A 14297-nucleotide genomic window follows, 5' to 3' on the forward strand; every position below is an offset into this window, starting at 1 on the left:
GACAGGAGTCCCATTTTGCACTGAGCTGCCCTTGCAAAAATGATACTGCCGTCTCATTATATAAATACATTAATCAATTTAATTTAAATGCCAACACCAGGGCACCCTAAAAAATATAATAAAATGATTTTTAAATAAAAATTAGAAACACCCCAGGAAGACACATGAAAGAAACTTCAAATTTTGTCTATATTGCTACCACAGCAGATACGAAAGGACAAGAGTTGGAGTATGTACGGCGGCTAATCGCTGCCCTGAATTTACCCACGCGAACCGTCGATCTTTCCACTCGTCGCTTGCCGTTTGACTCCCCGGCCGATATCGGTCCAGAGGACGTTGCTCGCCACCATCCGGCAGGCGCCGGTGCGGTCTTTTGCGCCAGTCGCGGCCAGGCGATCGCCGCTATGGCAACCGCTTTCGAACGTTTTATCCTGACGCGCCGCGATATCGCCGCCTTGCTGGGTCTGGGCGGCTCCGGCGGCACCGCCATCATCACGCCGGCCATGCAGCAGCTGCCGATTGGCCTGCCGAAAATAATGGTCTCAAGCATGGCGGCAGGAGACGTTTCCGCCTATGTCGGCGCCAGCGATATCAACATGCTGTATTCGGTCACCGATCTCGCCGGTCTTAACCGCATCTCGCGACAGGTGCTAGGCAACGCGGCACGCCAGATAGCCGGCGCAGTGCACTTCGCCGCCGTCGACTATCACGACAACAAACCCGCGATCGGCCTGACGACGTTTGGCGTCACCACGCCCTGCGTTCAGGCGTTGGTGGCCGAACTGGGAACACAATGGGATTGTCTGACGTTTCATGCGACTGGCAGCGGCGGCAGGTCGTTGGAAAAACTGATCGATAACCGCCAACTGCACGGCGCCATCGATTTGACCACCACCGAAATGGCCGATTACCTGTTTGGCGGTGTGCTGCCCTGCAATATGGATCGTTTCGGTGCCATCGCGCGTACCGGCATCCCGTGCGTGCTCTCCTGCGGCGCGATAGACATGATCAACTTCGGCGCGCCGAATACGGTGCCGGCTCGCTATGCCAACCGTCTGCGTCACCATCACAACCCACAAGTGACGCTGGTGCGTACCAGCGCGCGGGAGAATGCGTTAATGGGGCGTTGGATGGGCGAAAAAATCAACGCCTGCGCGGGCGAAGTGCGTTTCGTTATCCCGACAGGCGGCGTATCGGCTTTGGATGCGCCCGGGCAACCGTTCTGGGATCCGGCGGCGCTGGCCGCCTTTACGCAGGCGCTGGAAGAAACGGTGCACGCCACCGACAAACGCCGGTTGATAAAAACGCCTTATCATATTAACGACCCGTGCTTTGCGCAGGCCGTTGCCGAACATTTCCAGCACATTGTCGGCGGAGAATGATTATCACTCACGACAAAGTCTGCCGGCGATAACGCCAAATAGAAAAAGGGCCAGACAAATAGCCTGGCCCTTTTTTACTCACCGCGAGCGGATATTACTGACCGGAGGACATCTGCTCCTTCATTTTATTCATGTGGTCCATCATCTTTTGCTCGCGTTTCTGATAATTCTCATTGTATTGTTTTTTCTGCTCAGGCGTCAGCAGGTTATACATTTTATTTTCCGCTTTGGCGCGTTCCAGCATGCGTTCGGATTGTGCTTTGCCGATCGCGTCAATTTGCGCCTTCGCCTTCGCTTCGTCAAAGCTGTCGGAAGCGACCAGATTGTGCAGCGCCTGGCGTTCTTCTTTCATGCCCGGCCCGCGCTTCTGGTGCGACTCTTTCATGATATCGCGCATCTGCTGGCGCTGCTGCTCGGTCAGGTTCAACCCGGCGAACGGGCCGCCTTTACCTTCACCCTTGTGATGCATCATTTTCATCGGCGCCGCATCCGCCGCCGGGGCAGTCACCGTATCGGCGGCGAACGCCGCGGAAGCAGAACCCAGAGCCAGCGTGGAAGCAATAAATAAAGCCGTCAATTTACGCATAATCATTTCCTTAAAAGTTTTTCTTCATCAGGAGCGCTGTACGTTAACAGGCCCATTCGTCGTCGGAGATAATAATAGGCTGATAAAATTCAAGTAATGCGAGGGTGTGTAAACTTTTTAAAACCCGTCTCGGATTTATTCACCAATTATGAGAAAACTATGAAGATGGCGTTTATTTGATGGAAATTTTAATTTCTCGGCAAAAATCCCCCCGGTGGAGTTATTTTTCCGCTTTCCCCTCACCGCTATAATTTACTCGCCAGCACGGCAATCTTGCCTCAACCGTTTTCCGATAGCAGGGGGAAGTCAGTACAAGCATCATAGGATCCGATGTTCTCCTACACTTTAAGGCAAGCGGCCGCCGGGCGACGTTTACACCGCAAAACTAATCATTGCTTATATAATAGTTTCCATCACCCGTCCCGCCTGCAAAAACCTGTTATATGATGCACAGATGCGTACGGCGATCGCTTTCGGGCCAACAGGCTGCCCGGAGCTGCGCCGACCGGCCGCCCGTGCTCTTTTGAGGAATCATCATGCCCGCAGACCAAGGCCCTGAGCTTCTTAACGCCCACTTCGGCACCCAAAGCCCCCACTGGCGGCTGGCGTTTGACAGCAATGCCCTGGAGCTGTCCGCCGTTAAGGGCAAAGCCCACGTCGCGGTGGCACTCAGCGCCATGGACGCGGCGAAAATTCGCCGTCTGAGCGGCGTAACCGCCAGCCTTGAGCTGACCATTACGCTGGCCGGCGAACCGCTGCATCTGCATCTGGTCGGGCGCCGCGTCAACAACCTCGAATGGGCGGGCACCGCTTCCGCCTTCAGCGACACCCCATCCGTGGCGCGCGATCTGGTGCACGGCCTCTCCTTTGCCGAGCAGGTGGTGTCCGAAGCCAACTCGGTGATCGTGATCGTCGATCAGCACGGCCGCATTCAGCGTTTCAACCGGCTGAGCGAGGAGTACACCGGGCTGCACGAACACGAGGTGATCGGCAAAAACGTTTTCCAGCTGTTTATGAGCCCGGAAGAAGCCGCCGCCTCGCGGCGCAACATCGCCGGCTTCTTCCGCAACGGATCGTCTTATGAGGTGGAGCGTTGGGTAAAGACGGTCAAGGGCGAACGACTGTTTCTGTTCCGCAATAAGTTCGTGCACAGCGGCAGCGGCAAGAACGAGGTGTTTTTGATCTGCTCCGGCACCGACATCACCGAAGAACGCCGTGCGCAGGAACGGCTGCGGGTGCTGGCCAACACCGATCTTATCACCGGCCTGCCTAACCGTAACGCCATCCAGGATAAGATCAACCACGCCATCGCTACGCGCAGCGAAGAGAGCTTCGGCCTGGTGTACCTCGATCTCGACAACTTCAAAAAGGTCAACGACGCCTACGGTCATATGTTCGGCGATCGGCTGCTGGTCGAAGTCGCGCTGGCGATCCTCGGCTGCCTGAGCCCGGATCAGGTGCTCGCCCGCCTCGGCGGCGACGAATTTCTGGTGCTGGCGCCGCAAACCGATCGCGAGCGCCTGCAAACGCTGGCGCAGCGCATTATCGACAGGCTGAAAACCCCTTTCCGCATCGGCCTGATTGAGGTGTATACCGGCTGTTCGATCGGTATCGCGCTGTGCCCGGAGCACGGCAACGATCTCGACAGCCTGATCCGCAGCGCCGATACCGCCATGTACGTCGCCAAGGAGCACGGCAAACGCACCTATACCGTCTTCTCGCCGGAGATGAACAAACGCGTCGCCGAATACATGTGGCTGGACACCAATCTGCGTAAAGGGCTGGAGCAAAATCAGCTGGTGTTGTATTACCAGCCTAAAATCGACGCGCGCAGCGGCGAAGTGCACAGTGTGGAAGCGCTGGTGCGCTGGGATTCGCCGGAGCGCGGCCTGATCCCGCCGCTGCAGTTCATCTCCTACGCCGAGGAGTCCGGCCTGATCGGCCCGCTGGGCCAATGGGTGCTGCAGACCGCCGCCAGCCAGGCAGCGCAGTGGCAAGAACAGGGATTGAACCTGCGGGTAGCGGTCAACCTCTCCGCCCGGCAGTTGGCCGACGACGGCATCGTCAACGACCTGCTCGGGGTGCTGCGCCACCATCGCATGGCCCCCTGTCTGCTGGACTTCGAGCTGACCGAAAGCAGCCTGATTGAAGACGAGAACCGCGCGCGCGCGCTGATCACCCGGCTACGCGAACTGGGCGCGCAGGTGCATCTCGACGACTTCGGCACCGGCTATTCGTCACTGGCGCAGCTGGCGCGTATACCTCTGGACGCCATCAAGCTGGATAAAAGCTTCGTGCGCGGGGTGAATTTCAATCCGGTATCGCAATCCCTGGTACGCGCGATCGTCGCGGCGGCGGAGGCGCTGGCCTTCCGGGTGATCGCCGAAGGGGTGGAGACCGAGAGCGAAAACCACTTCCTCGACGAGGTCGGCGTGGACGAAAAACAGGGCTTTCTGTTTGCGCGGCCAATGCTCCCGGAACAGCTGGAGCATTGGCTGCAGTCCTATCGCCCGCGCTCACCTTCCGCGTGAGGCGGGCGCGTTAACGTTAGCCGGCACGACGCAGGTTCAGGGTGTGGCGATCCTGCAACATCACCAGCCGCTCGATGTAGGCGCGATCTTTTTCCTCAATGGTGAAGGCCGAGTGGACCCAATCCTCGGTAATATCCATCAGCTCGGAACGCGTCAGTTGCAATACGCGCTGACGCGCCCGCAGCATGGCGCGCATGCCGTTGAGCTTCGGCCGGATGGTATCGATGAAAGTGCGCGTCGCCATATAGGCATCGCCGGGCTGGAACAGCTGATCCACCAGCCCGCGGCTCTCGAACCACTCTGCGGTGTGCGACTCGCCGCCCCAAATCAGCTCCTCAGCCAAGCGCATGCCCGCCTTGCGCGCCACCAGCGAGTAACCGCCCATGCCGGGAAACAGGTTGAACGCGATCTCCGGGAACCCCATGCGCGCATTGTTCTGCGCCAACACGAAATGGTGCGCCAGCGCTGCTTCAAAGCCACCGCCCAGCGCACTACCTTCAACCATGGCAATGCTGACCGCGCCGGTGTCGAAACCGCGCGCAGCGGCATGCACACAGTCGATGCAGGCCCGTGCGTAGGCCATCATCGCCTCGCGCCTGCGGTTTTTGATCGCTTCGGCGAAGAACTGCAGATCGCCGCCGACGTTGAACATGTTCGGCACCAGCGAGCCGGTGACCCAGAAATCGAATCGCAGCGAAGACTCCTTCGCCGCCTGCGCCAGCGTCATGATGTCTTCGATCAGCGCCTGGTTGAAGCAGGGGCGGGGCGCAGCGCGCAGCAGCATCCACATGATATGCCTCTCCTCTTCATAGTAGGCGGAAAGCTGCGACAGATTGCCCGCTTCGGTAAACGGACGGCAGGTGGGGTGATTAAGCCATTTCATAAGACCTTCCAGTTTTTCTGTTGATGACGGATGAGACCGTTCCAGCCCCTACGGCTGCAGCGGAGCGGCGGTCGGTAAAGCGCGACGCCACATCATGAGTAAACGCTTTCTCGCCGACGAAACAGATAAAAATTGGAGGTAGGGAAGTGAAAAAAACCGAGGCGCCACGGGCTTTTCATAGGAATTTTACCTATCGCGCCATCGTCGGCATTTCATGCCGGGCGCTAACGCGTTAAGCTCGGAAATTGACCGTTTGCCGCCCCGGCGCTCAAAACGCTGCGAGGCTTTGGCTATAATCAATACGGATACATGCCGTTTAACGTTAAGGAAATCGTGAAGTAATGCCTACAGGACCAGACCAGGAACGCCGCCAGCCCGCACAAGACACGCCGCCGAAGCCGCTTATCGCCATCAAGACCGGCCATGAGACCCTCGACCGCCGCATTGGTGGTTTTTCACGTCTGATTGAACGCATCAAAGCCTGGCCGAGCGTTGCGCACCTGCTGCGCGCGGCCGAACGCTTTAACGATCGGCTGGGTAGCCAGTTCGGCGCCGCCATCACCTATTTTTCATTCCTCTCGCTGATCCCGATCCTGATGGTGTCATTCGCCGCCGCCGGTTTCGTGCTGGCCTCCAACCCGGATCTGCTGGCCCGATTGATCAACCGGATCGTCGGCAGCATCAGCGATCCGACGCTGGCCAGCACGCTGAAGAACACCGTCAACACCGCCATTCAGCAGCGTACCACCGTGGGGTTGACCGGTCTGGCGCTGGCGCTCTATTCCGGCATCAGTTGGATGGGCAACCTGCGCGAGGCGATCCGCGCACAGTCGCGTGACGTCTGGGAGCGCAATCCGCAGGATCAGGAGAAAATCTATTTCAAGTACACCCGCGACTTCATCTCGCTGACCGGCCTGGTGGTCGCGCTGATCATTACGCTGTCGCTGACCTCGGTCGCCGGATCGGCACAGGCGGCGATCGTCAACGCGCTGGGGTTGGACGGCATCGAATGGCTGCGGCCGGCGTTGACGACGATCGCGCTGTCGATCTCGATTTTCGCCAACTATCTGCTGTTCCTGTGGATTTTCTGGATGCTGCCGCGCCACAAACCGAAGAAAAAAGCGCTGCTGCGCGGTACCTTGCTCGCCGCCATCGGATTTGAGGTGATCAAGTTCGTGATGACGATGACGCTGCCGCAGGTGGCGAAATCGCCTTCCGGCGCGGCCTTCGGCTCGGTGATCGGGCTGATGGCGTTCTTCTACTTCTTCGCCCGTTTGACGCTGTTTTGTGCCGCCTGGATCGCTACCGCCGACTACAAAGGTGACAAAGCCTTGCCGGAACGCGAGCCACCGGCCCCCTGAAGCCATGCAATCGTGCCGGTGTTATCGCACACGCCGGCACTTTCCTCTGGTTAATAAGCAAAAACCCAGTCAATCCCTCTAAATCATGCGGCATGACATTCGGAAAACCAGCATAACAAACTACCCATTCACTTTTCTTTCCCGTTTTTACAGCCATTCCCTCTGTATGAAACCCATTTCTCAACGTTTAACGCTACAGAAAAGAAGCCCGGTAAAACATTAGTCTTTTTAACCGGTTAGCGGCGGCGCAGCCCAGAGTTACAGCGTTGAAAAGGCGGAATGCTGTCACTAAGATGGATTTTTACCCCCTCCAACAATAAGAAATAGATATGCAAGCCACCATCGCACCCCCACTCGACGCCGACGACGCGTCTACACCGGTGAATTCCCGCGGGAAAGTCATCGTCGCCTCGCTGGTCGGCACCGCCATCGAGTTCTTCGACTTTTACATCTATGCCACCGCCGCGGTGATCGTGTTCCCGCACATCTTCTTCCCGCAGGGCGACCCGACCACCGCGACGCTGCAGTCGCTGGCCACCTTCGCCGTCGCCTTTGTCGCGCGCCCTATCGGCTCTGCGCTGTTCGGCCACTTCGGCGATCGCGTGGGGCGCAAGGTGACGCTGGTCGCCTCGCTGCTGACCATGGGGATTTCCACCGTGCTGATCGGCCTGCTGCCGAGCTATGAAACCATCGGCATCTTCGCCCCTATCCTGCTGGCGCTGGCGCGCTTTGGCCAGGGCCTGGGGCTGGGCGGCGAATGGGGCGGCGCCGCCCTGCTGGCAACGGAGAACGCGCCGGCCAAAAAGCGCGCGCTATACGGCTCTTTCCCCCAGTTGGGCGCCCCGATCGGCTTCTTCTTCGCCAACGGCACCTTCCTGCTGCTCTCCTGGCTGCTGAGCGACCAGCAGTTTATGGAATGGGGCTGGCGCGTGCCGTTCATTCTCTCCGCCGCGCTGGTGCTGATTGGCCTGTACGTGCGGGTATCGCTGCATGAAACGCCGGTGTTCGCCAAAGCGGCCAAGGCCGGCAAACAGGTAAAAGTGCCGCTCGGCACGCTGCTGAGCAAGCATCTGAAAGCCACCATCCTCGGCACCTTCATCATGCTGGCGACCTACACGCTGTTTTATCTGATGACGGTGTATTCGATGACCTACGGCACCGCGCCGCAGCCGCTGGGCCTCGGCTACTCCCGTAACAGCTTCCTGTGGATGCTGATGGTGGCGGTGATCGGTTTCGGCGTGATGGTGCCGATCGCCGGCCTGCTGGCGGACGCGTTCGGCCGCCGCAAGACCATGATCGCCATTACCCTGCTGATGATCGGCTTCGCGTTTCTGTTCCCGACCCTGCTGGGCTCCGGCAACCAGGCGCTGGTAATGGGCTTCCTGCTGTGCGGCCTGAGCATCATGGGGCTGACCTTTGGCCCGATGGGCGCGCTGCTGCCGGAGCTGTTCCCTACCGAAGTGCGCTATACCGGCGCGTCGTTCTCCTACAACGTCGCGTCGATCCTCGGCGCGTCCGTGGCGCCTTATATCGCCACCTGGCTGGCGGCCCATTACGGGCTGTTCTACGTCGGCATGTACCTGGCGGCAATGGCCGGGTTGACGCTACTGGCTCTGCTGTTGATGAAAGAAACCCGCCACCAGTCGCTGTGATCCCCTGCGGCCCCCTCACTGCGGGGGCCGCACGCGTTGTTCGTTTCCTGTCATAAAACCGGGCTATGCTGGATGTTTATCTCGGTAACAGGATCGGCCGATGTCTCTGCGTCGTGGGGTATTTGTCTGCGTTGCGCTGCTGGCGGCTCTCGCCATCGCGCTCTATTACGGGTTGAAGCCCGACCATCCCGATGCGCTGTGGCGCATCGTCAGCCAGCAATGTCTGCCCAATCAGCAAGCGCATGACAACCCGGCGCCCTGCAAGCAGGTGGATGTGCAGGCCGGCTTCGTGGTGTTTAAAGATCGCAACGGACCGCTGCAATACCTGCTGATGCCCAGCGCCAAAATCACCGGGATAGAAAGCCCGGCGGTGCTGGATGCCGCCACGCCGAATTTCTTCGCCCAGGCCTGGCGCGCGCGCCACGTGATGGCGGAACGCTATGGCAAACCCATCGACGACGGTGATATTTCACTGGCCATCAATTCGGAATATGGCCGCACGCAAAACCAGCTGCACATTCATATCTCCTGCCTGTTGCCGGCGGTAAAACAGCGCTTGGCGCAGATCGGCCCCGATTTCATCGAGCAATGGCAACCGCTGCCCGGCGGCCTGTTGGGACATGACTATCTGGGGCGGCGGGTAACCCCTGCCGAGCTGGAGCAACAGGGCGCCTTCCGCCTGTTGGCTGCCGGCCTGCCGCGCGCCGACGGGCGCATGGGCAGCTTCGGCCTGGCGATGACCGCGCTGCCGGACGGCGATTTCCTGCTGCTGGCGACCGAGCGCAGCCTGCTGCCGTTCACCCTGGCCTCGGCGGAAGAGATCCAGGATCACGACTGCCGGCTGCTTACGCCACCGCCGCGCGCCTGATTATTTTTTGCCTTTCATCTCCCGCAGGATCTGCCCGCACTGGTTCTCCTCGCCGCCTTCACTGGGCGAGACCAGCGCCAGCAGCGCCGCCGCCGGCGTCAGCACCGCCCCCAACGCCACCGCCGCCGCGCCGCGCGCGATCAGCGGCCCGGCTTTCACCCCGGCGTCCGGGTGCTTGAAGGTGCCTTTCACGTACAGCGGCGATCGCAGGGTCAGCACGCGCATCCCCTTGCTTTCCGGATCGATGGATAAATCCAGCCGCTCTGTGGCGAGGTTAGTGTTACCGGTGATGTTGATCACCGCGTTCTCGGTGTCGAACACGAACAGCCGCGGCGCGGCGACGCCGCTGCGGATGCCGACGTCCGCCGCCGCGCAGTTGATGCCTACCACGTCGTCACCGAACAATTGCGCCACCAGATAGTTGCCGACGTTCAGACCGAGGATCTCCATCAGGCTACGGCTGATCACCCCGTTATTGATCAGCAGGCGCAGATCGCCGTTGCTGGTCGCCAGCAGCTCGGCCACTGAATTACCGCTGCCCGTCAGCCTCGCGTCGCCGTTCATCTGCCCGAGGCTGCGCTTCATCGCCGCCACGTTAGGCAATAGCTGTTTGAGCTGGAGTTTGCGCGCGTGCATATCTACCTGGCCGCGCATCGGCTTTTTGCCGCCGTCGAGGCGCACCACGGCGTTCAGGCTGCCGCCCGCCATGCCGAAGCGCAGCGGATCCAGACGCAACTCGCCATTGTTCAGCTTCAGGTGCGTGGCCAGATCGCTCAGCGGTAAATCGCTGCCGCGCTCGATGCGCGCGGCGGCAAACTTCACGTCCGCATCCATCTTGCTCCAGCTTTGCGTATCGAACTGTTCAACCGGCAGCACCTTATCCGCCGGCTGGCGGCTCTTCTCGCCGCGGCCGGCTTTGGCAGCGTTGGAATCCGCGCCGATCAGCGGCGCCAGATCCGCCAGCCTCAGCTGCCGGGAGCTCACCGCGCCACTCAGCGTCGGCCGCGGCTTACCGGCAACGTATTTCAAGTCGCCATGAATGTCGCTGTCGCCGATTTTACCGTCGAACTTCTGATATTCGAACACGGCGCCGCCCGGCTGATGCAGGCGGGCTATCAGATGGCCATCGGTCGCATACGGCGGCGTGTTCGGCAGCAGCACGCCGGTCAGGCCATAGAGATTGCCCAGGCTTTCGCCGGAAAATTTCAGCTGCACGTCCAGGCCGCCGAGGTTCAGCGGATCGGACAAGGTGCCCGCCACCGCCACCCGGGTGCTGCCGGAGCGCACGTCGGCCTGCAGCGGGAACGGCAGATCGGCGCTCTGCAGTGACAGCATGCCGCCGATCTTGCCGCTGCCGCTCAGCGGTTCGCCGTTATATTTGCCTTTCACTTGCCAGCCGAAAACATAATCGGGTGTAGCGACCTTGCCGCCGCTCTGTTTGCCGGTCACTTCACTGAACGGCAGCGGTTTGCCGAGCGGATCGATAACGGCGCGGAAATCCGCCTTCAGCGTGGCGTCTTTAAAGGCGATCTGTCCCTTGTCGAACACGATATCGTGCACAGTGAACGACCAGGCGGAAGGCGGCTGCTTGGGATCCTGGCCGCCGGCCAGGTCAAACGTCCAGTTGTTGTCGCCGTTGGCCAGGCGTTGCAACGACGCATTCGGCTGCTTGAGCCAGATGCGCGGGATCAGCAGTTCTTTCCTCAGCAGCGCCAGCGGTGCGATGCTGGCGTCGACGCGCTGCAGCGTCACCATGCTGTCGCCGGGGATGTTTTTCGGATTACCCAACCACACGTCTTCGGCGTGAATATGCGGCCAGGGCACCCAGGCGCGCCAGCCGCCCTCATCCGGGTTACGCGACCAGTCGACGCCCAGATCGCCGCGGATGGCGAAGGGCCGCCGCAGTTCGGCCGACACCTTGTCGTTGATGGTGGGCTTGAGTCGATTCCAGTCGAAGGTGGCGATGAAGATCGCCAGCGCGGCGAGCACCAGCAGCACAATGCCGCCCAGCCAGCTGAAAACCTTTCCTGTTCTTGTCATAGGGCTCCCTCAGCACATAAACCGGGCTGCCGAATGAAAGGAAAAGGAATGAGCAGCCCCGTTTAAGCCTAGCTGAGGATAGGCCGGAGTTCACGCCGGCGCGCCGGGCGCGGCAAACAGCGTCGGTACGCTGTGTAAAGTTTCAAAGCACGCCGGGCGGGAAAGATAGTAACCCTGCGCGGCCAACGCGCCGGAACGCTGCACCAGCCGCCACTCCTGTTCGGTTTCCACGCCTTCGACGATCACCCCGTCGCTGTGCTGATTCATCATCTTGATCAGGGTGCCGAGCAGCTGTACGCCCTCTTCCGACTGTTTGAGCAAGGTGAACAATTCGCGCGCCACCTTGATGTATTGATAGCGCCAGGCGCCGACGGCGGAGAAGTTGGCCAGCCCGCTGCCGAAATCGTCCAGCCACAACCGTTCGCCGCCGACGATCTGCTGTAACGGGCGGTTTGACGCCGTTGCGGCTTGCTCCACCAGCTCGAAGCGCAGGTAGGGCATCTCGGCGATCTGCCGTTGCAACGCATCATGACGCTGCAACGCTTGCAGCGCCATACCATCGATATTGACCGACACCATCACCGCGTGGCGAATGAACAACGCCTGCCAGCGCTGCAACAGCGCCAACTGCTCCTGGATCACCCGCAAACGCTGGGCGACGCCGAGCGAGGCAAAATACTGTTCCGGGGATTGCCGTTTGTCCGGCTCATTAGGGTGATACACCGCCGTCAGCAGTTCCACCGCCAGCAACGCGCCGCTGGTGCGATAAATCGGCTGGAAGGTATACAAGCGCCGGCATTGCCGCCAGTAGCGCCGCGATTTGGCGCAGGCATAGAGGGCAAAACAGGGCGCCAGCAGACCCGAGATCAGGTTGGTTATCATCGGTACTATCGCCGTGGCGGGGAAGTGAGAGCGCTGCCGCTGTTTCTTTACCCAGCTTATCGGCCGCGCCGCGTAAAACTTTAAGCACGAATTACCGCAGGCTTTCCTCTTCACCCTGTTGGCGTTGGTCGATCGCGATCATAAAAAATTAAAACACTGTTTTAATTTATTGACTCCCTGACCGCCTTACGTGGAGACTGGCGGCTGTTGCTTCTTCTTTAGCCAGGGCTTATTGACGATGACTATCCGAAATCTCGCCGTGATCGGCGAATGCATGATCGAGCTGTCACAGCAGGGCGCACAGCTGACGCGCGGCTTTGGCGGCGATACCCTCAACACCGCCGTCTACCTTGCCCGCCAAATGCCGGAACAGACGCTGCAGGTGCATTACGTCACCGCACTCGGCACCGACAGCTTCAGCGGCGAGATGCTGCTGGCCTGGCGGCAGGAGAACATCAAAACCGGGTTGATTCAGCAGTTGGACAACAAACTGCCGGGCCTGTACGTGATCGAAACCGACGCCGCCGGCGAACGCACCTTTTACTACTGGCGCAACGACGCCGCCGCCCGGTATTGGCTTGCGGGCCCCCAGGCCGACGCACTGTGCGACCGATTGGCGCAATTCGATTACCTGTACCTCAGCGGCATTAGCCTGGCGATCCTCGCGCCTGCCGACCGCACGAAGCTGCTGGCGCTGCTGCGCCGCTGCCGTGCCAACGGTGGTCTAGTCATCTTCGACAACAACTACCGTCCGCGCCTGTGGCCAAGCCGTGAGGAAACGCAGCAGGCCTACCGTGAGGTGCTGGCCTGCACCGACATCGCCTTCCTGACGCTGGATGACGAAGCGTTGCTGTGGGGCGCGCAGCCGGTTGAACAGGTGGTGGCACGCACGCAGGCGCTCGGCGTCGGCGAGATCGTTATCAAACGCGGCGCAGAGGCCTGCCTGGTGTTCAGCGTGGAGGGAGAGCGGCTTGAGGTACCGGCGATCGCACTGCCGCCGGAGCGCGTGGTGGATACCACCGCAGCAGGCGACTCTTTCAGCGCCGGTTACCTGGCGGTACGCCTGAACGGCGGCAGCGCCCAGCAGGCGGCGCAGCGCGGCCATCTGCTCGCCGCATCGGTGATCCAACATCGCGGCGCCATCATTCCCGCAGCAGCGATGCCCAACCAATAAGACGACGGCGAGGTGACCTCGCCGCCGGCGCAATGGCTCCCAGACGTATTGATGAGAGGATGATTGAAGAATTTCCCTGGCGTTGGCTTATTGATACCCAGAACTGCTAAGCTCAGGTCTTGGCATTGCCGACTTTTTGAATTTATTAGCCGAGTATAAATTTCAATCCGCCGCACTGACTAGCTGGACTTTGGTGCAGGTCGGGCTGAATCGCCGAACGACAGGGAGGTTACCGATGGCCGTCGCATTCGCCAACGCCGTCGCCGCAAGACTGCATCTGGACAGCCGGCTGCACGCCTTCGGCAGATTCAAATATGCTTATTTGACCTTCAACAAACACCATCCCGATCGCCATCTGTTGGTATCGAGCTACCCGCAAGAATGGTTGAACATCTACAGCGACAATCGCTATCAACGCATCGACCCCGTCGTGCGCGCCGCCCATAGTCGCTGCGCGCCCTTTATGTGGCACGACACCCCAATCACCACCGAGGATCGGCATTACCGGAAGATCTTCAGCCAGGCACGGGAGTACGACATCGTGCACGGCTGCAGCTTTGTTTTGCACGATCACGACAACAACCTGGCGATCTTGTCGATCAGCGCGACGGCGGCCGATGACGCCGAACTGCGGCAGCTGATGGAAGACGAAAGGGCCAACCTGCAGATGGTCTTGGTCGATACCCACCAGCACGCGCTGACATTGGCCAATGCCGAGGCGAACCGGACGGATCGACTCTCGCCGCGCGAAGGGGAAATTCTCTATTGGGCCAGCCAGGGCAAAACCTACCACGAGATCGCGCTGATCCTGGGGATCAAAACCCGTACGGTGAAGTTTCACATCGGCAATGCGGTGCGTAAGCTGGGGGTCACGAACGCCAAACACGCGATCCGGCGCTGTCTCGAGCGGCAGCTTATCGCACCGCCGGAAGCATAAA

11 protein-coding genes are annotated in these 14297 nt (G+C 60.2%); 7 read left to right on the forward strand and 4 right to left on the reverse strand.

The features are described 5' to 3' along the window. Window positions 1–164: 164 nt before the first annotated feature. Entirely contained in the window at window positions 165–1382 is a 1218-nt protein-coding gene (locus tag N6G83_RS37215; protein ID WP_043142954.1) for a Tm-1-like ATP-binding domain-containing protein, read from the forward strand. Window positions 1383–1476: 94 nt separating this feature from the next. Here the strand turns inward: N6G83_RS37215 and spy are convergent, their stop codons facing one another. Beyond that, window positions 1477–1968, reverse strand: a complete 492-nt coding sequence (gene spy / locus N6G83_RS37220) for an ATP-independent periplasmic protein-refolding chaperone Spy (protein ID WP_043142950.1) — start codon at window positions 1966–1968, stop codon at window positions 1477–1479. 536 nt (window positions 1969–2504) lie between these two features. Between spy and pdeR the strand changes: the two genes are divergently transcribed. Further along, entirely contained in the window at window positions 2505–4499 is a 1995-nt protein-coding gene (pdeR, locus tag N6G83_RS37225) for a cyclic di-GMP phosphodiesterase (RefSeq protein ID WP_043142947.1), read from the forward strand. Window positions 4500–4515: 16 nt separating this feature from the next. Here pdeR and N6G83_RS37230 read toward each other — a convergent pair whose 3' ends face one another. Continuing rightward, the gene (locus tag N6G83_RS37230) at window positions 4516–5382 is read right to left on the reverse strand and encodes a crotonase/enoyl-CoA hydratase family protein (RefSeq protein ID WP_260516222.1); all 867 of its coding nucleotides are present in this window, start codon (window positions 5380–5382) and stop codon (window positions 4516–4518) included. A gap of 341 nt (window positions 5383–5723) precedes the next feature. Between N6G83_RS37230 and yhjD the strand changes: the two genes are divergently transcribed. The 3 genes from yhjD (at window position 5724) to N6G83_RS37245 (ending at window position 9263) form a co-directional block, all read left to right on the forward strand. Next, entirely contained in the window at window positions 5724–6743 is a 1020-nt protein-coding gene (gene yhjD / locus N6G83_RS37235) for an inner membrane protein YhjD (RefSeq protein WP_025304632.1), read from the forward strand. Between the two features lie 329 nt (window positions 6744–7072). Next, a complete protein-coding gene (locus tag N6G83_RS37240; protein ID WP_016930463.1) occupies window positions 7073–8395 on the forward strand; it encodes an MFS transporter in 1323 nt (440 codons plus the stop codon). A gap of 100 nt (window positions 8396–8495) precedes the next feature. Beyond that, window positions 8496–9263 (forward strand): CDP-diacylglycerol diphosphatase, encoded by a 768-nt coding sequence (locus tag N6G83_RS37245; protein ID WP_025304633.1) that lies wholly within the window; start codon window positions 8496–8498, stop codon window positions 9261–9263. Here N6G83_RS37245 and N6G83_RS37250 read toward each other — a convergent pair whose 3' ends face one another. Beyond that, entirely contained in the window at window positions 9264–11303 is a 2040-nt protein-coding gene (locus N6G83_RS37250) for an AsmA family protein (RefSeq protein WP_197827005.1), read from the reverse strand. Between the two features lie 90 nt (window positions 11304–11393). Further along, a complete protein-coding gene (pdeH, locus tag N6G83_RS37255) occupies window positions 11394–12185 on the reverse strand; it encodes a cyclic-guanylate-specific phosphodiesterase (protein ID WP_043142934.1) in 792 nt (263 codons plus the stop codon). Between the two features lie 238 nt (window positions 12186–12423). Here pdeH and N6G83_RS37260 point away from each other — a divergent pair, with 238 nt between their 5' ends. Continuing rightward, window positions 12424–13359: a sugar kinase gene (locus N6G83_RS37260; protein WP_149570074.1), complete on the forward strand. Its 936-nt coding sequence runs from the start codon at window positions 12424–12426 to the stop codon at window positions 13357–13359. 235 nt (window positions 13360–13594) lie between these two features. Next, window positions 13595–14296, forward strand: a complete 702-nt coding sequence (locus tag N6G83_RS37265; RefSeq protein ID WP_043142927.1) for a LuxR family transcriptional regulator — start codon at window positions 13595–13597, stop codon at window positions 14294–14296. Window position 14297 lies beyond the last annotated feature (1 nt).

Source organism: Serratia sp. PL7 (assembly GCF_945957435.1).